We start from the raw sequence: 20,057 nt of genomic DNA, 5'->3' as shown, positions 1-20,057 counted from the left end.
TTGTTCTCGTCAGTCGTACGGGCGCGACGGAGGCCAAGAGTATGCGCAAAAGCAGCAGCGCGGTTGGCGACGCGAAACGGCGTGGCGCACGAATTCGTCAATGCGGGCCTGGCGCGGGACCGACCGAGCCAGTCCCCGTTGACTTGATGTTCTACTTATCTGATTTGCCACGGTAATAAATGAGGCGACGTAAGCGCCGAATTGACCCCCACCCGCATACCAACTTCTATTTCGCAGACTTCCGTTGAGATGACGCAGGGTCGGCGACCGTCAGCGCGCCGCCATTGCTGAACGTTGAATTTGAAATTCGCCCCTTTGAAACAAGGAAACAAATTTCGTGTCGAGCGACAAGATCGAAGTACGTCCCCTCCCCGCTTTGTCTGCGACGGGCTCGCACAAGAAAGTCCTGCTTGCGACGGTTTTGGCCGCAACCGTGATCGGAGGAGCCTTCGCGGCAGTTGGTGCAGGCTCAGGGACCAACAGTACGTCGCTCAGCCCGGCAGTGGTCAATCAACCGGCACCTCCAGCGATCTATCAATTTGGCACGAGGACTGTACCGACGCCGACGGGTACACCGTCGCCGGCCCGGTCGCTTTCGCTCGGGATCAACGTCGCCAGCAGCAATTACTACGGTACCGAGCGGACGTTCGCCAACCTGGCCTTCGCTACCGGTGCGTGGCGCAATCCAGCCGCCAGCTGGGCGGACGTTCCGAAAGACAAGCTGACGCCTGGCGGTACGCCGTTGATCTATGCGGCTCTCATTCTCAACGTCCCGCAGACCGTCTGGGCGGGCAAGGCAACCCCCATCACGTGCACATGGACCGGCAGCGGGAACATCCGGGTCGACGGGGACGCCCGGCTGACCGGGAGCAATCATGCTGCGAGCTTTACCTGGCCAGGATATACCGGGAAGGCGCTGCCGACCGTGATCCTGTATGTGGACTCGGTCAACAAATCGGACCCCCTCGCCAACCTCGACTGTCGCGAGCCCAATCTTGCCACCAATGGTGCGTTCGATCAGCGGATCGTCGATGACCTCAAGCCGTATGGCATCCTCCGGTTCCTGGATTGGTCGAACGCCAACAGCAATCCGGCAAGCGTGACATGGGCGACGCGCTCGACGCCGGCCCGGCTGGTTCAGGACGGCACCGACGGTATCGCGCTCGAGCATATGGTCGACCTCGCCAATGCGGCGGGTGCAGACCCGTGGTTCACGATCCCGTGGAACGCCGACGAGACGTATGTCCGCGCGATGGCGAAACTCGTGCACGATCGCTTGGCGACAGGGCACCGGGCCTATTTCGAGCTATCGAACGAAACATGGAACTACGGGTTTCCGATTGCCAACCAGGTGCTGAACGAAGGGGTCGCAGAGGGGCTGTCCAGCGACAAATACACCAATGGCGTTCTTCGCTACGCCGAGAAGTCGATCTGGTTTCACAAGCTGCTCACCACCGCTTTTCAGGACAATCCCGCGCGCCTGGTTCGGGTCTTCAGCACGCAGAATGGCAACGGGTGGTCGATCGACCAAATGATGGGCTTCCGTGACGCGCCGAAATGGGCGGATGCAATCGCGACCGCGCCGTATTTCGGGCACGACCTGCTACGATCCGTCGACTCCGGCGTCACCGACTTGCCGACGCTTTTCGCCGCGCTCGAAACGATGCGCGTCGCCGCCATTGACCGCGCCGTCGCCGACAAGGCAAGCGCAACCAAGTGGAACAAGCGATACGTCGCTTATGAAGGTGGCCAGCACATCGTTCCCTTCGCGGAAAACGCGGCGGTCGCGGCGCAGATGCAGCGTAGCCCCCTCATGCATGACATGTATCAACGCTATCTCCAGGATTGGAAAACGAAGATTGGCGACACCTTGACGCTGTATTCGGCAACCGGTTTCATTGGCCAATATGGAGCGTGGGGGATCCGGGAATATGCCGGCCAACCGCTCGCGGACTCGCCCAAACGACGGGCGGTTCTGGAAGCTGCCTCGGCAGCGCGTTGATCCAAGCCGCTCCCGTTCCCAAACGCGACCGGTGACTGTAAGAAATTCTTACAATCGATGGAGTGCGTTTCGCAATTCAGCGGACTTGCGGAACGGATTTCAGCGGTTGGCATGACTCGTGCTGGTGGTTCGGAGCAAAGGCTGTGCTGAAGGCTGGAGGTTGAGCCAACTCGGCGACCCTCACATCCGCGAACAAACAGTGGGGTTATGCCATGCGTGTTTTGAGATCACTGTCACTTGCCGTTGCGTTGTCGACAGTACCGACCCTGGCTCAAGCGGCTGAGTTCACGTTGACCGGCGCGCATACGGCGACCTTTACGCTGCCGCTTAGCCCAACCGCGATCGACCCCGAGGGCCAGGCTGCTGGTTTGAACGACCCCACGATCTTCGCGCTCGAAAGCACCGCCACGGTTGACGGTGTCCCAACGCCCGTTCTTTTCTACTTTTATACCGCTCAAGGCGCGGGTGGGTTCGATCTGTTAAGTCTTAGTTCTCATTTCTTTCGATACTCTCCCTCGGGCGCATCGATCTTTACCGGAACTGTTTTCAACCCGACATTCGTGCTCGGGGAATATGACTTCACCGACTTCAACCTTCCTGCGCTGACCTATCATCTTTCGGTTACGGCGGACGCCGTGGCGCCCGTGCCCGAGGCGGCGACGTGGGCGATGATGCTCGCCGGTTTCGGCATGATCGGCGTCGCGGTCCGTCGTCGTCAGTTGGCTCCGATCACGATCCGCTACGCCTGAGTTTTCGGTAACGGGGACTGGCACCGTCTCGGCTGACACCAAGACCTCAAAAGGCCTGCTCGCCGACATAATTCCCGGCGTTGCTGTAGCGACAGACCAGGACGTCGGTATGCAAACCGGTCGCCTGCGCGCATCCGACCTTGCTCGTAGCGCGCCACGCGACCTGGGTGTAATGACCGACATCCTCTACGTTTCCGGTCGTGCTGTTGTCGGGAAACGTTCCGGGCTTGAAGAAACGCTTTTCGCGGATCCAGGCGTCGACCCGCTGCTCGAGCCGATAGGCGCCTTTCGTGCCTTCCCACAGGTTCTCGCCTTCCGGGTTGGACGGCAGCTCGGCGGCGTGTTCGAAGGCACCGGTTGCTGCGAGGTGGTTTGCCCAGCTTTGCGCGGACTGCGCTAACGCTGTGTTCCACTGGAGTGGTGCCACCCCCAGGCCGGCCCGCTCCCGGTTATGCAGCGAAAGAACCGTCGCTTCGAATTCCGCGGCCGTGCTGGTCGCGCTGACGAGGATGGGGGCAACGGTCGCCAGCAGCGCCACCGTCAGGGTGCGTTTCAACGTGCGCACAGACATACGGACAATACCTCCGGAGGAGGGTATTGCCGGGTCGGACTGTAGTTATCGTTTCAGGACCTGGTTAACCGCCTGGTCGGGATCTTCAGGCCGCGATGATTGCGACCCGATCGCCAACCTTCATCTGCCCGTACAGAAGCCGTGCGAATTCGAGCGGCACGCCGATGCACCCGTGGGTTGCCGAACCCTCGCGGACGGTACTGGCGTGAATCGCGACCCCGTCCCCCGTCAGCCGCAACATGAAGGGCATCTCGGCGTCGTACAGCGACGACCGGTGCGTTTCGGCCTTCGCCAACACCGGATAAACGCCTCTTGGGGTCGGTTTTCCGTCGGCGCCAAACAGCACCACGGTCGTACCGATCTCGTTCCCGCCACGAAACACCGACAGCGTCTGGCGCGACAGGTCGACCCGTACCCAGACCGGCCCGTCAGGGATGCCCGCATCGTTCCAGATATAGTCGCCGAACCGTATCGGTCGCTGGCTGTTCAACAGGCTCTTGACCCGTTCGCTCTTGCCATCCGGCAGGACGAGGGCCGGATACCCATTCGCGGGATAGGTTATCCGGTCGCCGCTGGAGATCGGCGCCACCGGCGACGCGGGACTTGCCCCGTGGCGTGACCCGAAAGCCGGGACAAGAAACGACGCGGCGACCAGGGTTGCGACACCCAACACGGCCATAACGATACGCATTGCCTGCAATTGCGTCAGCGCACGGTATCGGCAGCGAGGGGTACTGTGGACGCGCTTTTACGGCGCCGCCGATATCCGATGCCGACCAGAAAATATCCTGTCAGCATCAGCGCCCAGGTCGAGGGTTCCGGGACCGCGGAGGGGACCGAGGGAACACCCCCTCCGTTACCCCCGACTCCGACAGCACCGCCGGTGCCCGGCGTACCGCCACCGCCACCACCGGAAATCGTACCGGGGAAGCCGCCCCCACCGAAACCGCCGCCGGGTGCTGGAACACCGGCCGGAAAACTCGTGACGGCCTCATCGGGAATGATCGCGTCCCCAGTCGGGAGAACCGGAATCAGACCCGTCTCCGTTGCCGGGACAGCAACAGGCGGACGCGTCCGCACGTTCGAGAGAACCCGCTCGGACGGCGCTGCCGGGCCAGTACCGGTGCCGCTCGTCCGATCGTGCGCATAGGCCTTTTTCGATTGCAGGAGCGCACCGCTGGACCGCGACCCGGGCGATCGACCCGAAAGGACGGAAAGCGGATCGGCCAGAAGTGCTGCAGTGGCGGGGCTGAGCTGCCCGCCGCTCACCATGTACTGCAGCGCCCCGACCGAGCAGGCGACCGCGACGACCGCCCCTATCGGACGGATGTACGACTTCTTCCAGAACGCAAACTTGTCTTTCATCTCAATATATTCCCCAATACCAATTCAACTCGGCATCAAAGGATTCGTTGCACGCGGGGTGCAGGGTCGGTGTCCCAAATTGAGCGCAGACGCCTGATTCCCCCCGAGTGGCGGGGTAGAGGCGGTGCTAAGGGCGCGGGTTCGACGTCCACGGCGGCTCCAGCGTAAGGCGTTGAAGCTGGTCGCGGTGGAGGGGCGGCGCTCGAGGAGCGTTGCGTTTGGGGAAAGCGTTTCGACCACCCGCGATACGCGACGGTCTCATCCCAAATAGGGTGTCGTCAGGAACGCTTCCGCGTCGCCAGATCCTGGACGGCGAGAGGAAAGGGCACTGGTGCGTCCCGAGCGGGGATGACCGCTTTCCCTCGTCTCACGACGCTGGCGCGTGAAAGCGGCGACCCTGCCGCAGATAGACGATCATGTGGCCCGCCTCGCGCGGAACCGCGAGGACCGGTCGATAGTCGCGGCGCAGCGCGGTCTCGACAAGGCCGAGCGTCTGGCGGTTCCATTCGGCGAAAGGCGTGTCGAGCGTGACGATGACCGGCGGCGCTCCTGCGAGGATGCGGCGGACCTCGGCGACCTCGTCGATCCCGCTTGCGCCGCGTTCGGGTTCGTAGACGAGCGTCGAGGGGAAGACGCGCGTCGTCGGCAGGCAGGTTCGCGCGAGGTGGTACAGGATCGAATCCCCCGCGAAGACATAGGGGCAGCCACCCGCGCTGGTCGCACGCATGACCGCGGCGACCGTGCGCACGCCGGCGGCGTCGACGGGGCGGATCGGCACGCGCGCGACGAACAGCCCGAGCCCGACCACGAACAGCGCGGGCGTGGCGAAACGGTAGCGATCGAGCACCGGCGCGGCGAGGATCGCGAACGGCGCGACCAGCGGCAGCACATAATGGTCGAAGAACGCGCCGATCATCGCGAACGCGACCAGCGCCGCGCCCAACCAGCCGAAGGCGAGGGTTTTCTCGGCGGTCCACGGCCGCATTCGCCACGACACGATCGTGCAGAGCAGGAAGGGGGACATCTGCCCGATGTTGCCCGCCATCCGCGCGGCGATCTTCGCGGCGGGATAGCCCTTGCGGAGCGTGATCGAGGCGAAGTTCGAGAACCAGAACGCCTGGAACACCGCAGGCCCGCGCCGCGCATAGTCGAGCACCACGGCGGCGGTCGGCACGATCGCGAGCATTACCCACAGCAGCGCCGCTAGGCCGATGACCGGCCATTTTCCCCCCGCGCGGCGGAGGTACCAGAGGTGCGCGACGCCGAAGAACGAGCCTTCCACCGCAGGAGTGTATTTGGTCTGGATCGCCAGCCCCGCGAGAAAGCAAGTCGCCGCGCCGTTGACGACGATCGCGCGCGCCGCCCCGCGCCCGGCTCCGCGTGCCGCGAGCTCGGGGAGGCGCAGCGTCAGCACCGCGGCGGCGGTCATGAAGAGATTGTAGAAGACCGGCGACTGCCCGCCGCGCCCGCTCAGCAGCGGCAGCCACAGCAGATAGGCGATTGCCGCCACGAGCGCCGCGCCACGCGACGCACCGAGCCTGCGCGCACCCCGCTCGACCAGCAACGCGGTGCCCGCCGCGAACAGCGTCGCGACGAGTTGATAGGCGAGGATCCCGTCGCCGGGCAGCAGCCGGATCGCGGCGAAGATCAGGAACAGCCCGACCGGCTTGCGATCCCAGATGTCGACATAGGGAAGCGCGCCGTGGAGCATCCGGTCGCCGACGAGCAGGTAGAATTGCTCGTCGACATGGATCACGGGATTGCCGAAATCATGGCAGCGGATCAGCACCGCGACCGCGAGCAGCAGGAGCGCGATCGACAGCGGGCGCGCGGTCGTCGTCCGTTGCGGGCGCGGTTCCGGCGCCGGCACGGCCGGGTCGACGATCCGTCGGGTACTCGCGCTCATGATGGTCGACGCCTTTACAAAACACAGAAACACGTTTCCCGCGACAGGGCTGACCGCTTCCCCTGGCGTCGTCTGGAAAGCTGCGACGACGCGGCCATGCAACGCCGCGATGTACAGTCGGGCGATCCCCTACCGGGGTTCTGGAGAGGCGGGCGTCGGCGTGCCTTCGCTACCGTTCAGCTGTTCTCGAACAGCGCGCCGCGTAGATTGATCGCGTCATATTGATCGAGCAGGGCACTCACTTCGGCGACGATCGCTTCCTGCTCCGCGCGGACTCGCTCGGACGCGTCTGTCGTGGGCGTGCCATTCCTGCCGTCATGGATCGTGAAGCCGTTGTCGAGCAGCCAGATCGTATCCGTCGCGCGCGATCGCTGTCGTCGCAGGTGGACCGCCCATTGCTCAATCAGTCCTGCCGGAACTTGCCGTTCGATTTCACCCATGTCCCTGCCTACAGCGCGGCTGGTTAACGCACAATTTAGATATGGCCCGTGTCGGATTTTTGCCCCCGGCGCGGCCGCTTGTCCGCCGCCACGGCGGTGCCTCGGCGACACCGCCGGACCTTGCGATGTGCCGGGGCCAGGATCTTCGGCTGGGGTCACCACCGCCTGCAGCCCCCCGGGCGTCCGGCGGACGATGCTGCGGCTGGATGGATCTTCGATCACGGATACCCTCGATATTCTGTTGCCACCGGGCTGCCCCGTGCCGCCTTTGTGCAGTGTATGGGGCAGCGACGTTCGCGCGGCACCCCTGCCGCCCGGTTTCGTCCTAATGGACGAGACCGGGCGGTGCCGGGCGCACCGGCGCGGCCCCTCCCGCAACATTGACAGGGCGGGGCGGGCGAGCTATTGACACGACTGTCAGTAAGGAGCCGAGTCGATGGCCACGCTTCCCCCGTTTCCCGGCACCAGTGGACGACGCGACTGGCGCACCGCATTCGATGCGATCCGCAAGTTGCTCGCGAACGGCGACGATACCACCCAGGTCTTCCGCATCATGCGCGCGCTCAACGTCGGCAATTCGCCGATCAACTATGCGCGGCTGATCGCCACCACGCAGGGCGGGCGGCTCGCCTGCGAACAGACCGAGCTTGCCGAGCGCCTGTCGGACAGCGCGTTCGTCGCGGGGTTCGCGCCCGGCACGGTCGGCGCGGCCTATCGCGAGTTCCTCGAGACGACCGGTTATTCCGCCGACGGACTGGTGCAGGTGAGCCAGGTGATCAGCGAGGATCAGGTCGCACACCCTTATGCCTGGTTCGGGCGGCGGGTGCGCGACACGCATGACATCTGGCACGTGCTGACCGGCTACAAGGCGGACGAATCGCTCGGCGAGGCGTGCCTCGTCGCGTTCAGCTATGCGCAGGTCGGCGGGCTCGGCTGGGCGTTCATTGGCGGCGCGGCGGCGCTCAAGAGCCTGTCGGTCACGCGCAACACGCTGTTCGCGCGTGCGGTGTGGGAAGGGTATCGCAACGGGCGCCGCGCGCGGTGGATTTCGGGCGAGGATTATCTCGCACTGCTCGCCGAACCGATCGATGCGGCGCGCGCGCGGCTCGGGATCGTGACGCCGGTCGCGTATCTCAAGGCGCAGCGCGAGCTGGGGGCGGAACTGGCGTCGTATCTGAGCACCCGGCGCGAGACTGCGGTGGAGCCGTCGCTCGCGTCCTAGGACGGACGCTTTATTTCCCAAACGCCTTCCCGTTCGTTTCGAGCGAAGTCGAGAAACCTGCGCTGTGCCGAGTTTCTCGACTACGCTCGAAACGAACGGACGGAGGGGGATGGCTCGACTTCGTTCGCATCGGCCGGGTGGAGGCGTGTTGGCTTCTCTCTCCGCGCGTGCATCACGCAAATTGCGTAACGCGGCCAACAGGGTAGAGCGGTCGCGATGCTGACGCGCCTCGTCCTCACGAATTTCCGCAACCATGCCGCGCTGGCGATCCCGCCCGGCCCGGGTTTCGTGGTGCTGACCGGCGAGAATGGCGCGGGCAAGACCAACGTGCTCGAGGCGGTGTCGCTGCTTGCGCCCGGGCGTGGGCTGCGACGCGCGGGGCTGGGCGAGATGGCGCGGCAGGACGGGCCCGGCGGGTTCGGGATCGCGGCGGACCTTGGCGGCGACGTCGCGCTCGCGACCGGCACGCAGGCGAGCGCGCCCGAGCGGCGGATCGTGCGGGTGCAGGGTTCCGCGGTCGCCGCGACGCAACTCGCGGAATGGCTGACCGTGCTGTGGCTTACCCCCGCGATGGACCGGCTGTTCGTCGAGCCTGCGGGCGAGCGGCGGCGGTTCCTCGACCGGCTGACGCTCGCGCTCAGCCCCGGCCATGCGGTCCACGCCAACCGCTACGAAGCCGCGATGCGCGCGCGCAACCGGCTGCTCGGCGAGGAGGGGCGGCCCGACCGCGAGTGGCTGAGCGCGCTCGAGGTACAGATGGCCGAGCATGGCATCGCGATCGATGCGGCGCGACGCGATACGGTCGCCGCGCTGGGCGCGCGGCTGGTCGAGCAGCCCGACGGCCCGTTCGCGCGCGCCGGTCTAGAGCTGACCGGCTGGACCGGGGCGGGGGAGACGCTCGCCGCGGATCTCGCGGCGGGCCGCGCGCGCGATGCGGCTGCGGGGCGTGCGCTGGTCGGCCCGCATCGCAGCGATCTGGCGGTGACGCATCTCGGCAAGGCGCAGGCGGCGGCGCTGTGTTCGACCGGCGAGCAGAAGGCGTTGCTGCTCGGGCTGATCCTCGCGCATGCCGATCTCGTCGCCGAGCGGACCGGGATGGCGCCGGTGCTGTTGCTCGACGAAGTCGCGGCGCATCTCGATCCGGTCCGGCGCGCGGCGCTGTTCGCGCGGCTCGCAGGGATCGGGCAGGTGTGGATGACCGGGACCGAGGATGCCCTGTTCGCGGACCTCGGGCGCGACGCCTTGCGTCTCACCCTGGGGCATGGCACCGCCTGAACCCCGGCTGTCGAGGGAACTCACCCGCGGTTCAAGCGCTCGCGCCCAAATCCTTCCCATCGGGCGGGGGCCAGGGAGTTACACGATGACGATGATCCGAAAGTCGATCCTTACCGCTGCCGTTGCCGCCGTCGCGCTCGCGGGCAGCGCGATGCCCGCCGCCGCGCAGGAGCGGTGGGACTGGGGTGGTGGCCGCCCGGGTGACCGCGATTATCGCCTGGTTGGCGCGGGCGTGCCGATCCTGTTCCCTGAGCTGCGCGGGACCAACCGCGGCCGCGCGTTCGTGCTGCGCAATTTCGACTTCAACCATGACGGTCGCGTCAATCCGCGCGAGGCGGATGCCGCCAACCGCGCGTTCGCGCAGGTCGCCGGCCCGCGCCGCGACCGGTTCGACTGGGCGTCGCGCGACCGCGTCGTCGTGGTGGAGGACCGCCGCGGTCCGCCGCGCGGCGGTTGGGACCAGCGCGCGATGCGTGGCTATGGCTTCCGCCAGACGTCGCGCGGCGCGATGATGCGGCTCGACGAGGACGTGCTGTTCGCGACCGACAGCGCGGTGCTGCGCCCGGGCGCGGTCGACAAACTGAAGGGCCTTGCCGACTATCTGCGGTCGGAATCGGGCGTACGCGTCGCGATCGACGGCTATACCGATTCGCGCGGGACCGACGCGCACAACCAGGCGCTGTCCGAGCGCCGCGCGGATGCGGTGCGCACCGCGTTCGACCAGATGGGCGTGACGCGCGCGCGCTTCTCGGTGGTCGGGCATGGCGAGGCCAGTCCGGTCGCGCCCAACACGACGCCGCAGGGCATGCGCCAGAACCGCCGCGTCGAGGTGACGTTGCTGGGGCAGCGCGCCGACCGCTTCTGAGACTTGCTACCGCCCCGGCAGCGTGCCGGGGCGGACTGGCGCCTTCGCAAAACCTTTGCAAGAACGTCCGTCATCTTGAACTCGTTCAGCTCTCCGCGAGTCCGGACCAGGTTCGTTGCGCGGTGGATGCTGAAACACGTTCAGCATGACGGCAGCTTTGGGCGAGCGGTCACGATCAAGCCTCCGATTGCCTTTGTGGCCCCGCACCCTGCCGGGGCCGCGTCCCCCCATGCATCGGATGCACGCTCGATTGCGTTGCGCGGACTCCGATTGCGATTGTAGCGAACTCGTAACGGGCAGATATTGCCACCCGCACCCCTGACGGGGCGCTGCGGCCCCGGCATCCTTCGGGGGCGTTCGGGGCAAACCTTCCATGAAATCGCTGGATCTGTGGCTCGTCGGCTTTGGCTTGCGCTGCGCGGGGCTGCTCGTCTGCGAGCTGGCCTGTTTCGGCTTCGTCATCCCCACGCTGTTCAACCTGCACAGCGACCTCGCCAATCTCGGCGCGGCGCTGCTCGCGCTCGTCGGGCTCGTGGCCGGCTTCCTGTCGGTCACCGCGCTGACGCGCGAATTCACAATCCTCCTGCTGGACCCAGATAATGAAAAGAACAGGGACAATGACTAGACTCGTTCGTTTCGCCCCTCTCTTGCTGATCCCGTTGATCGCGATCCTGCCGATGAGCTCGTGCAGCCGGGTGGAGCCGGGGCATGTCGGCATCAAAGTCAGCAATTTCGGCAGCGCCGCCGGCGTCGCCGACCATGCGCTCGGCGTGGGCTGGTACTTCACGCCGTTCGGCACGAATATCTTCGAATATCCGATCTACACGTCGACCTATGCCTGGACCAAGTCGAGCACCGAGCAGAGCGGCGTGGACGAGGAGTTTCCCTTCCAGGATCGCAACGGGCTCAACCTGTCGGCGGATGTGTCGGTGGCGTATCGCGTCGATCCCGTGAAAGCGCCGATCCTGTTCCAGAAATACCGGATCGACATGGCGGGGATCGTCGCGGGGCCTTTGCGCAACGCGGTGCGCAGCGCGCTCAACGAGGAAGCGGCAGGGCTCGGCGTCGAGGAAATCTACGGCCCGAAGAAAGCGGCGTTGCTGTCGGCGGTGCAGCGCGATGTCGATCGCTATTTCGAACCCGTCGGGCTGCATGTCGAGCAGCTCTATTGGGCGTCGAACATCCGTGTACCCGACCAGGTGCTGAACCAGATCAACACCAAGATCGCCAACGAGCAGGCGGCACTGGCGGCGCAGGCGAACGTCGCGACGGTCAAGGCCAATGCCGACGCGCGGATCGCCGAGGCCGAGGGCAAGGCGAAGTCCTCGCAGATCGAGGGGGAAGCCCTGCGGGCCAACCCCGAGATCCTGCGGCAGCGCGCGATCGAGAAATGGGACGGCAAGCTGCCGACCTACAGCGCCGGGGGCGGGCAATTGCCCTTCATCGTCGAGAAGTAGCGTAATCCGGCCCGGGTGTGGCGTCCCGGGCCGGGAAACGCCATTTCGCTTCCGTTTCCAGCCCTGAATCCCTATACGCTTGGCATGGCAGAAGACCCCAATACCAACGACTATGGCGCAGACTCGATCAAGGTGCTCAAGGGCCTCGACGCGGTGCGCAAACGGCCCGGCATGTACATCGGCGATACCGACGATGGCTCCGGCCTCCACCACATGGTGTTCGAAGTCTCCGACAACGCGATCGACGAGGCTTTGGCCGGGCATTGCGACCGGATCGACATCACGCTCAACGCCGAGGGATCGGTCACGGTCGAGGATAACGGCCGCGGGATCCCGACGGGCATCCACACCGAGGAAGGCGTCAGCGCCGCCGAGGTGATCATGACCCAGCTCCACGCGGGCGGAAAGTTCGAGAACACCTCGAACGACAATGCGTATAAGGTCTCGGGCGGGCTCCACGGCGTCGGCGTCTCGGTCGTCAATGCGCTGAGCGAGTGGCTCGATCTGACGATCTTCCGCGAGGAGCAGGAGCATTACATGCGCTTCGCGTTCGGCGATGCGGTGGCACCCCTCAAGATCATCGGCCCCGCGCCGGGCAAGAAGGGGACGCGCGTCACCTTCTTCCCGTCGCCCGCCACGTTCAAGATCACCGAATTCGACTTTGACAAGCTCGAGCATCGCTACCGAGAGCTCGCGTTCCTCAATTCGGGCGTGCGGTTGTTCCTCAACGACGCGCGGCACGCGGACGTGAAGACGGTCGAGCTGTATTACGAGGGCGGGATCGCCGCGTTCGTGAAGTATCTCGATCGCAACAAGGTCGCGCTGATGCCCGAGCCGGTCGCGATCAGCGGCACGCGCGACGACGTCACGATCGACGTCGCGCTCGAGTGGAACGACTCCTATTACGAGAACGTCCTCGCCTTCACCAACAACATCCCGCAGCGTGACGGTGGCACGCACATGGCCGCGTTCCGCGCGGCAATGACGCGGACCCTCAACAATTATGCCGAGAAATCGGGAATGTTGAAGAAGGAGAAGGTCAGCCTCACCGGCGACGACATGCGTGAGGGCCTCACCGCGATCGTCTCGGTCAAGCTGCCCGACCCCAAGTTCAGCAGCCAGACCAAGGACAAGCTGGTCTCGTCCGAGGTGCGTCAGCCGCTCGAATCGCTGATGGCGGACAAGCTTGCCGAATGGCTCGAGGAAAACCCGGCACACGGCAAGGCGATCGTCCTCAAGATCATCGACGCTGCCGCCGCGCGCGAAGCCGCCAAGAAGGCGCGCGAACTCACCCGGCGCAAGGGCGTGATGGACATCGCGTCGCTCCCGGGCAAGCTCGCGGATTGCCAGGAGCGCGATCCGGCCAAGTCCGAACTTTTCCTGGTCGAGGGTGACTCGGCTGGCGGTTCGGCCAAGCAGGGGCGTGACCGCCACTTCCAGGCGATCCTCCCCTTGCGTGGCAAGATCCTGAATGTCGAGCGTGCGCGGTTCGACCGGATGCTTTCGTCGAAGGAGATCGGCACGCTGATCCAGGCGATGGGCACCGGGATCGGGCGCGACGACTTCAATGTCGAGAAGCTGCGGTACCACAAGATCGTCATCATGACCGACGCAGACGTCGATGGCGCGCATATCCGCACGCTGCTGCTGACGTTTTTCTATCGCCAGATGCCCGAGATCATCACCAAGGGGCATCTCTACATTGCGCAGCCGCCGCTCTACAAAGCGACGCGCGGACGGTCCGAAGTGTATCTCAAGGACGACAGCGCACTCGACGAATATTTGGTCGAGAATGGCGTCGCGAGCGTCGTGCTCGAGGGGGCACAGGGGTCGCGTTCGGGCGCGGACCTGCGGACGCTGGTCGATCACGCGCGCCGGATGCGGACGCTGATGCGCTTCGTGCCGCGGCGCTACGACCCGACGATCGTCGAGGCGCTCGCGATGGGGGGCGCGCTCGATCCGGCGCTCGATCTCGAGGCACGACGCGAGCGCGTGGTGCAGGTCGTGCGTGGGCTCGACGCGGCGGACCAGGATGCGCGCTGGTCGGCGACGCTGGCAGAAGACGGCGGGTTCCATGTCGAGCGTGTGTGGCGCGGCGTGACCGATCACCATATCATCGAAGCGGCGTTCCTCGGCTCGGCGGAGGCGCGCAAGCTCCACACGCTCGCGGCGGAACAGGCCGAGGCGTTTGTCGATACAGCCCGTCTCGTGTCGAACAAGGCAGCGGCAGCCGCACAGGCGGAAGCGGATGCCGCGGCGGACGAAGCCGAGGCGACCGCGCCCGAGGGTGGCCGCGCCGGCGCGCCCGCGACGGTGAGCAAGGGGGCGACGATGGTTGCGCGCCCGTCGCAGCTGCTCGACGCGATCCTGACCGCGGGGCGCAAGGGTCTCGCGATCCAGCGCTACAAGGGGCTGGGCGAGATGAACGCGGACCAGTTGTGGGAAACCACGCTCGACCCGCAGAACCGCTCGATGCTTCGCGTCGAGGTCGATCAGGCGGATGTCGCGGACGAGATCTTCACCCGGCTGATGGGCGACGTGGTCGAACCGCGCCGCGAGTTCATCCAGGAGAATGCGCTGAGCGTCGCCAACCTCGACGTCTGAGCGGTTTCCGACGCTGAAGCCCGGAGCGCCGCCAACCCGTCGGGTTGGCGGCGCTTTCGTTATGCGTGGCGGACGGTGGTGCGCACCGCGCTGCGACGGCGGGCGGCGCCCCCGATCAGGCCGAAGCCGAGCAGCATCAGCGCCCAGGTCGCGGGTTCCGGAACCGCGGCGACCGGCTGGCCGATGTTGAGCGTCACCCGCTCGGTGCCGATCGTATAGACATACGACCCGACGGAGAGGCCCATGCCGGACAGGGTCAGATACTGCCAGGTGGCAGTCGAGTTGATCGCTGCGCCGCTGACATAAGCGACCGGCAGGAAGAGGCGGTTGTTGACCAGATTGAAGCCGAACGGATCCCCCGACGAGAAGGACGCGCCCGTCATCGAGGTCGTGCCGAACGTGGGACCGGTAAACCCCGAATAGGCGTTGACGATCGCGCCATTGGTGCCGGCAAAGAAGAAGCTCGTGCCACGGACCGTGGGAACCAGCGTCGCGGTGGCGACCTTGGTGAAACCCGTCGTGTTGAGCGAACCGCTGGTCGTCGCGGTCACGCCGCCGGCGTTCTGCGTGATGGTGATGGTCACTGCGGCCTGCGCGGTCGTTGCACCGCACGCCAATGCTACAGCTGCCGTCAGCGCTGAAATCTTCATTGCCCGTCCCCCATGGATGGAGCGTATCTTCGCCCCGTGTCCACGAATAAGCAAATAACGTACCAATGGCTGATCATCTGGAAAGAAGACATGAAAATACATCCGGCAAATCATGACCTGTAAAAATATATTACGATATTAAGTCATTTCGGCCTCTTGCCAGTTTGGCGAGGGTAACTTCGCCAATCGCCTTGGATACTGGTAAATCGCCTTGAGGGGAGGGGCTCTGTCGGCCAGCGACGCTACGGGAGCGGCACACCACCATCGGATCGCTTTGGCAAAGGCCCGTGACTCGGATGAGATCCGCGGGAAAGCCCGGCCCGGCATCAGTCGTATTCTGGCGGCGCTTTCCCGACTTGCGGTTCATGCCCTGATTCATGGTACGAAGCGGGATGCTCCGCAGATCTCCCTGGCTCGCCCTACTTTTTCTTGCGGGATGCGGGCCGCAGCGTACCCCGCCGCCGTCGTTGCTGTTCGAAGGGTTGCCGGTGCGCGGTAGCCTCGCCGATGCGCGCCACGCGGGGTTCACCGATTGCGTCCAGCCCGATTGGGATCGTCTGCGGTGTCGGCGGCACAGCGTGACGGTGAAAGGCGCGGGGCCGTTCGAGGCGGCGGTCGATCTGGCAGGGCATGACGGCAGCGGCGGGTTCGACCAGTTGATCGTGTGGCACCAGGCCGACCAATATGCGGTCTACAAGATCACCGACGTGCTCGACGCGGAGCATTGGCGCAATTGCAGTACCGGCACGGGCGATCGTGGCGACCAGATCGTCTATACGCGGACGGGCATGCCAGTGCGAATGTCGATGGACCTGAGCTATTGGGGCAAGCGCCGGTTGCGGGTGCTTCCGGATGCGGCGACGAAGCGGCCCTGCTGAGAGGGGGGCGCGCGCGGCGGAGGTGCCGCCCCAGTTTTCCACTCTCTTTCTGTGCGCTTCCCCGGCGAAGGCCGGGGCCCAGTAGCGAGGGCCTGACTCAGAGCGCGCAGCGTCTCCCATAAGCGACCCGCTACTAGGCCCCGACCTTCGCCGAGGAAGCGGTTATGGGCGTTGGCACCCCCCTCAGTGCGCCGTCCCCGTGCCGAACAGCGCGATGACGCGCGGCACGATCAGCGCGAGCACGCCCCCGCGATCAGCCCGACCACCGCCGAAGCCAGCGCGAAGCCGAACCAGTGCCCGACGCCGGGGGCGAACGACAGCACGCCCGCGAACCACGTCGCGACCGCCTCGGCGATGTGCGGGATCGGGGTCAGGTGGAATTGCTCGAGCCCGTGGACCAGAATCCCGCCGCCGACCCACAGCATCGCCACCGTGCCAATCCTGGCGATCGCGCCAAGCACCACGGGCATGGCGGCCACCATCCCGCGCCCGATCCGCTGCGTCACCGCGCTCTCACGCTGCGCGAGATGCAGCCCGATATCGTCCATCTTCACGATCAGCCCGACGACCCCGTAGACCCCGGCGGTGATCAGCAGCGACACCGCGACCAGCGCCGCGGCTTGCGTGAGGATCGTCTGGTCGGACACTTCGGCGAGTGCGATCGCCATGATTTCGGCGGAGAGGATCAGGTCGGTGCGGACCGCCCCCGCGACCTTGCTGTTCTCGAGCTGCTCCGGGGTCTGGTCGCCAACTGCGGCCTCGTCGTCGGCGGCATGGTGCCCGAGCAGGCTCCCGAGGATTTTCTCCGCGCCCTCGAACGCGAGATACAGCCCGCCAAGCATCAGGATCGGGGTGATGATCCACGGCACGAATGCGCTGAGCAGCAGTGCGGCGGGCAACAGGAACAGCAATTTGTTGCGGAGCGACCCCTTGGCGATCCGCCAGATGATCGGCAGTTCGCGCGCCGGGGTGAGGCCGGAGACGTATTTGGGCGTCACCGCGGCATCGTCGACCACCACGCCGACCGCCTTGGACGAGGCCTTCATCGATGCCGCCGCGACATCGTCGACCGACGCCGCGGCAAGCTTCGCGATGGCAGCGACGTCGTCGAGCAGGGCGACCAGACCTGATGGCATGCGAAGTGTCTCCGGGGGATTATGAACGATGTGTCATGAAGCTGTGCGAGCGGGAACGGCGGGGCCGTCATATCGATCCGTCGCGGTTGCGCAACGAACCCCGCGACCGCGCCACCTTTCGTAACGAAGCCGCTTGTTGGAACGGCAGCGTTATGGTGAACTGCGCCAAACCGCGACGGATCGTCGCGAAGGGGAGACGATGATGCGCACGATCCTGACAGCCCTGGCGGCGACCGCCCTGATGACGACCGGCCTGGTACCGACGGGCGCCGGCGCGGCGACGGTGACGCCCGCGTCGAAGCACGCCGCGAAGGACACGCAGCGCGCGGTCGCGAAGGCGCTCGCCGACTCGGCGCGCGCCGACCAGCAGGGTGACGACGCGCGGCGCAAGGCCGCCGAGGTGCTCGCCTTCTCAGGCGTCGGCCCGGGGGACGAGGTGCTCGATTTCCTGCCGGGCAGTGGATATTGGACGCGGATCTTCTCGGGCATCGTCGGCAAGACCGGGCATGTCTATGCGGTGTGGCCCGCCGCCGGCGCGAAATATGCCGAGAAGGCGATCCCCGCGCTCGAGGCGAAGCATATGGCCAACACCTCGCTGACGGTGATGTCGGGACCCGCCATTCGCGCGTCGGAACCAGTCGACCTGTTCTGGACGGTGCAGAATTACCACGACGTCAATAACGAACCCGGCGGCGAGGCCGTGCTCGACGGGTTCAACCGGCAGGCGTTCGCCGCGCTCAAGCCCGGTGGCACCTATATCGTGATCGACCATGCCGATGCCGCGGGCAGCGGGATGACGGGGACTTCGACCCGGCACCGGATCGATCCCGCGGCGGTCAAGGCGCAGGTCGTCAAGGCCGGCTTCGTGTTCGAGGCCGAGAGCGACGCGCTGCGCAACCCGGCGGACGATCACAGCGCCGCGGTGTTCGACCCCGCGATCCGCGGCAAGACCGACCAGTTCGTGTTCCGCTTCCGCAAGCCGCGCTGATCGTCACGCCGCGACGGCGTGATCCGCTTGCAGGAACGAGACGAAGGCATCGGTCGAGGATAACAGATCGCGCGCGCTGACCGACAGGTCGGCGGCGCTGCGGGTGACCGAGGCGGAGAGCGCGGTCGCCTTGCCCCCGGCGCGCGCGACATCTGCGATCCGCCGTTCGACTTCGTCCGCAGTGGTCGCGGCGCGCGCAGCCCCGGCGTCGACGTCCCGCGCGGTGTGGCGCTGTTCGGCGACCGCAGTGGCGATCCCCGACGCGGCGAGCGATACCTGCCCGATCGCGCCGTTGACGCTGCGGAGCTTGTCGCTGGTGTCCGCAACGCCTTCGCGGATCCCCGAGATGAGGCTGCCGATCCGGTCGCTCGCGCGGGTGGTGTCCGCCGACAGCGTCTTCACCTCGCCCGCGACCACCGCGAAGCCGCGCCCCGCGTCCCCCGCGCGCGCCGCCTCGATCGTCGCGTTGAGCGCGAGCAGATTGGTCTGCGCGGCGATCTTGCGGATGTCCGCGAGGAAGCCCTCGATCTGGATCGCATGTTCCTCGAGCATCGCAACGGTCTGCACGCTGCGCTTGGCCTCGCTGCTCGCGGTCTCGGTCAGGGCCGACTGGCGGTCGGCGGCGATCGCGATCGTCTGGACCGATTCGGAGAGCGTGCGGATCGAGGACGCGACCTGCGCGATGTCCGAGGCCGCGCGTCCGGCTCCCGCCGCGACCTGGTCGGCTTCGTTGGTGGTGCTCTCGGTGATGTCCTCCAGTTGCACCGCCGCCTGTTCGAGCTGCTCGGTCGCCTCGCCGATCGCCTTGATCACCGAGGTGACCGAGCGTTCGAATTCGTTCGCGATTCCGAACAGCTCGGTGCGCCGCGCCTGGGCGATCCGGGTGGCCTGTTCGGCCCGCTCGCGGCGTTCGCGTGCGGCCTCGGCTTCGGCGAGCCGCGCCTGCTCCATCGCGCGCTCGGTCTGGCGCTGCCCCTGTTCGGCGGCTTCGGTCAGCTCATGCGAGCGGCGCAGCGCCGCCTGCTGGCCGAGGAACAGCCGTTCGAGCTGGACCGTCAATGCCGCCAGCACCCCGAACTGGAGCCCGACCGCGACGACGTGGAACAGGATCCGCCCGACGTTGCCCGAGCCCGTAAAGACCCATTCGGGCGCCAGCCACTCGAGCGAAATGTGGTGACCCGCAGTCAGCACGGTCGCGAGCGCGATCGGGCGCCAGTCGGCGAGCATGACGAGCGCCGCCATGCCGACGAAGAAATACATGTGCGCATCCATCTGCCAGGGATGCCCCTTGAGCAGGAACACCAGCATCGCGGGGATGACCGCAGCGCTCGCGCCGATCATCGTGCGCGCCTCGCCGTCGTGTCGCCCCGCCAGCGCCATCAGCGTCGGGCCGATGTTGATCGCGATGCCGACGACCAGCAAGGGCAGCGAAACGCCCGCGTGGAGGATCGCATTGCCGATCAGCAGCAGCGCGAGCGAGACCCAGCCGATCAGCGCCCACAGCCGCACGCCGCGCCGGCGCAGCGTATCGAGCGGGTCGAGCGCGGGCGGCTTCGGCGCGTCCGCGCGGCGCCGTGCGAACGGTGCGAGAAGGCACGTCATGCCGCGGGGCCGAACTGGCGGTCGTCGCCGCAGCCCGCAGCCGGGGCGGCGAGCAGGATGACGTTCCACGCGCGGATCTGCCGCAGCAGGCGGGCGCGATCCCCGAGCACGACGAGCGACCCGGGGAACGGCCCGTTGCCGACGAGCAACGCCCCGCTCGCGCGCGCCAGCGGGACGAGCGACGCGGCGTTGTTCTGCAGCATGGGGATCAGCAGGATCGCCCCCTTGGCGGGCGGCCAGAGCGCCAGCCCGAGCACGGCAAGCACCGCCACTACCGCCTGCAGGGGTATCGCTATCGGAAAGGGGATGTGTCGCATCCCGCCGGTCTATGGGTATGCGGTTAACGG

Annotated in this window: 19 protein-coding genes; 10 read left to right on the top strand and 9 right to left on the bottom strand. The window is 66.4% G+C overall.

The genetic code is table 11. The features are described from left to right. Positions 1-337 precede the first annotated feature (337 nt). Positions 338-2,002, top strand: coding sequence for a hypothetical protein (locus tag RI03_RS18390; RefSeq protein WP_051007295.1), 1,665 nt, complete (start codon positions 338-340; stop codon positions 2,000-2,002). A 290-nt stretch (positions 2,003-2,292) separates the two neighbouring features. Next, positions 2,293-2,751 carry a PEPxxWA-CTERM sorting domain-containing protein gene (locus tag RI03_RS18385; RefSeq protein ID WP_010219110.1) on the top strand — a complete coding sequence of 153 codons (459 nt, stop codon included), beginning with the start codon at positions 2,293-2,295 and terminating at the stop codon, positions 2,749-2,751. A gap of 46 nt (positions 2,752-2,797) precedes the next feature. Here RI03_RS18385 and RI03_RS18380 read toward each other — a convergent pair whose 3' ends face one another. From RI03_RS18380 to RI03_RS18360, 5 genes are all read right to left on the bottom strand, one after another. Then, a complete protein-coding gene (locus tag RI03_RS18380; protein ID WP_010219109.1) occupies positions 2,798-3,322 on the bottom strand; it encodes a CAP domain-containing protein in 525 nt (174 codons plus the stop codon). 85 nt (positions 3,323-3,407) lie between these two features. Next, positions 3,408-3,911, bottom strand: coding sequence for a L,D-transpeptidase family protein (locus tag RI03_RS18375; protein ID WP_238542443.1), 504 nt, complete (start codon positions 3,909-3,911; stop codon positions 3,408-3,410). A gap of 116 nt (positions 3,912-4,027) precedes the next feature. Continuing rightward, on the bottom strand, positions 4,028-4,687 hold the full coding sequence (locus RI03_RS24180; protein ID WP_010219106.1) for a PEPxxWA-CTERM sorting domain-containing protein: 660 nt from the start codon (positions 4,685-4,687) through the stop codon (positions 4,028-4,030). A 367-nt stretch (positions 4,688-5,054) separates the two neighbouring features. Next, positions 5,055-6,593, bottom strand: coding sequence for an ArnT family glycosyltransferase (locus RI03_RS18365; protein WP_238542442.1), 1,539 nt, complete (start codon positions 6,591-6,593; stop codon positions 5,055-5,057). 176 nt (positions 6,594-6,769) lie between these two features. Continuing rightward, the gene (locus RI03_RS18360) at positions 6,770-7,033 is read right to left on the bottom strand and encodes a hypothetical protein (RefSeq protein ID WP_010219103.1); all 264 of its coding nucleotides are present in this window, start codon (positions 7,031-7,033) and stop codon (positions 6,770-6,772) included. 436 nt (positions 7,034-7,469) lie between these two features. Here RI03_RS18360 and RI03_RS18355 point away from each other — a divergent pair, with 436 nt between their 5' ends. The 6 genes from RI03_RS18355 (at position 7,470) to gyrB (ending at position 14,456) form a co-directional block, all read left to right on the top strand. Continuing rightward, a complete protein-coding gene (locus tag RI03_RS18355; RefSeq protein ID WP_010219102.1) occupies positions 7,470-8,255 on the top strand; it encodes a Coq4 family protein in 786 nt (261 codons plus the stop codon). 216 nt (positions 8,256-8,471) lie between these two features. Further along, complete coding sequence (recF, locus tag RI03_RS18350; RefSeq protein WP_010219101.1) at positions 8,472-9,530, top strand: DNA replication/repair protein RecF; 1,059 nt, start codon at positions 8,472-8,474, stop codon at positions 9,528-9,530. Positions 9,531-9,615: 85 nt separating this feature from the next. Further along, complete coding sequence (locus tag RI03_RS18345; protein ID WP_010219100.1) at positions 9,616-10,395, top strand: OmpA family protein; 780 nt, start codon at positions 9,616-9,618, stop codon at positions 10,393-10,395. 373 nt (positions 10,396-10,768) lie between these two features. Then, the gene (locus RI03_RS18340) at positions 10,769-11,020 is read left to right on the top strand and encodes a hypothetical protein (protein WP_010219099.1); all 252 of its coding nucleotides are present in this window, start codon (positions 10,769-10,771) and stop codon (positions 11,018-11,020) included. Further along, complete coding sequence (locus RI03_RS18335; protein ID WP_026046856.1) at positions 11,013-11,852, top strand: SPFH domain-containing protein; 840 nt, start codon at positions 11,013-11,015, stop codon at positions 11,850-11,852. The genes RI03_RS18340 and RI03_RS18335 overlap by 8 nt, the downstream gene beginning before the upstream one ends. An 84-nt stretch (positions 11,853-11,936) precedes the next feature. After that, positions 11,937-14,456, top strand: a complete 2,520-nt coding sequence (gyrB, locus tag RI03_RS18330) for a DNA topoisomerase (ATP-hydrolyzing) subunit B (RefSeq protein WP_010219097.1) — start codon at positions 11,937-11,939, stop codon at positions 14,454-14,456. A 59-nt stretch (positions 14,457-14,515) separates the two neighbouring features. On the opposite strand, the gene RI03_RS18325 is transcribed toward gyrB, so the two are convergent. Further along, positions 14,516-15,106: a PEPxxWA-CTERM sorting domain-containing protein gene (locus RI03_RS18325; protein WP_010219096.1), complete on the bottom strand. Its 591-nt coding sequence runs from the start codon at positions 15,104-15,106 to the stop codon at positions 14,516-14,518. A gap of 488 nt (positions 15,107-15,594) precedes the next feature. Here RI03_RS18325 and RI03_RS18320 point away from each other — a divergent pair, with 488 nt between their 5' ends. Beyond that, on the top strand, positions 15,595-15,984 hold the full coding sequence (locus tag RI03_RS18320) for a hypothetical protein (protein ID WP_238542441.1): 390 nt from the start codon (positions 15,595-15,597) through the stop codon (positions 15,982-15,984). 230 nt (positions 15,985-16,214) lie between these two features. Here the strand turns inward: RI03_RS18320 and RI03_RS18315 are convergent, their stop codons facing one another. Next, positions 16,215-17,120: a DUF808 domain-containing protein gene (locus tag RI03_RS18315; protein ID WP_010219094.1), complete on the bottom strand. Its 906-nt coding sequence runs from the start codon at positions 17,118-17,120 to the stop codon at positions 16,215-16,217. Between the two features lie 136 nt (positions 17,121-17,256). Between RI03_RS18315 and RI03_RS18310 the strand changes: the two genes are divergently transcribed. Beyond that, on the top strand, positions 17,257-18,108 hold the full coding sequence (locus RI03_RS18310; RefSeq protein ID WP_010219093.1) for a class I SAM-dependent methyltransferase: 852 nt from the start codon (positions 17,257-17,259) through the stop codon (positions 18,106-18,108). Positions 18,109-18,111: 3 nt separating this feature from the next. Here the strand turns inward: RI03_RS18310 and RI03_RS18305 are convergent, their stop codons facing one another. Both RI03_RS18305 and RI03_RS18300 read right to left on the bottom strand, forming a co-directional pair. Then, positions 18,112-19,710, bottom strand: a complete 1,599-nt coding sequence (locus RI03_RS18305; protein WP_010219092.1) for a methyl-accepting chemotaxis protein — start codon at positions 19,708-19,710, stop codon at positions 18,112-18,114. Further along, positions 19,707-20,027, bottom strand: a complete 321-nt coding sequence (locus RI03_RS18300) for a hypothetical protein (protein WP_238542440.1) — start codon at positions 20,025-20,027, stop codon at positions 19,707-19,709. The genes RI03_RS18305 and RI03_RS18300 overlap by 4 nt, the downstream gene beginning before the upstream one ends. Positions 20,028-20,057: the final 30 nt, after the last annotated feature.

The organism is Sphingomonas sp. PAMC 26621 (assembly GCF_000251145.1).
Classification (GTDB): domain Bacteria; phylum Pseudomonadota; class Alphaproteobacteria; order Sphingomonadales; family Sphingomonadaceae; genus Sphingomonas.
Note: the sequence above shows the minus strand (reverse complement) of the source record. Positions and strands in the feature narration are given on the sequence as shown.

What these genes read in the sequence shown, in the direction of transcription:
- RI03_RS18380 (WP_010219109.1), bottom strand. Translation starts at nt 3,322, where the DNA reads ATGTCTGTGCGCACGTTGAAACGCACCCTGACGGTGGCGCTGCTGGCG.
- RI03_RS24180 (WP_010219106.1), bottom strand. Translation starts at nt 4,687, where the DNA reads ATGAAAGACAAGTTTGCGTTCTGGAAGAAGTCGTACATCCGTCCGATA.
- RI03_RS18365 (WP_238542442.1), bottom strand. Translation starts at nt 6,593, where the DNA reads ATGAGCGCGAGTACCCGACGGATCGTCGACCCGGCCGTGCCGGCGCCG.
- RI03_RS18360 (WP_010219103.1), bottom strand. Translation starts at nt 7,033, where the DNA reads ATGGGTGAAATCGAACGGCAAGTTCCGGCAGGACTGATTGAGCAATGG.
- RI03_RS18355 (WP_010219102.1), top strand. Translation starts at nt 7,470, where the DNA reads ATGGCCACGCTTCCCCCGTTTCCCGGCACCAGTGGACGACGCGACTGG.
- recF (WP_010219101.1), top strand. Translation starts at nt 8,472, where the DNA reads ATGCTGACGCGCCTCGTCCTCACGAATTTCCGCAACCATGCCGCGCTG.
- RI03_RS18345 (WP_010219100.1), top strand. Translation starts at nt 9,616, where the DNA reads ATGACGATGATCCGAAAGTCGATCCTTACCGCTGCCGTTGCCGCCGTC.
- RI03_RS18340 (WP_010219099.1), top strand. Translation starts at nt 10,769, where the DNA reads ATGAAATCGCTGGATCTGTGGCTCGTCGGCTTTGGCTTGCGCTGCGCG.
- RI03_RS18335 (WP_026046856.1), top strand. Translation starts at nt 11,013, where the DNA reads ATGACTAGACTCGTTCGTTTCGCCCCTCTCTTGCTGATCCCGTTGATC.
- gyrB (WP_010219097.1), top strand. Translation starts at nt 11,937, where the DNA reads ATGGCAGAAGACCCCAATACCAACGACTATGGCGCAGACTCGATCAAG.
- RI03_RS18325 (WP_010219096.1), bottom strand. Translation starts at nt 15,106, where the DNA reads ATGAAGATTTCAGCGCTGACGGCAGCTGTAGCATTGGCGTGCGGTGCA.
- RI03_RS18315 (WP_010219094.1), bottom strand. Translation starts at nt 17,120, where the DNA reads ATGCCATCAGGTCTGGTCGCCCTGCTCGACGACGTCGCTGCCATCGCG.
- RI03_RS18305 (WP_010219092.1), bottom strand. Translation starts at nt 19,710, where the DNA reads ATGACGTGCCTTCTCGCACCGTTCGCACGGCGCCGCGCGGACGCGCCG.
- RI03_RS18300 (WP_238542440.1), bottom strand. Translation starts at nt 20,027, where the DNA reads ATGCGACACATCCCCTTTCCGATAGCGATACCCCTGCAGGCGGTAGTG.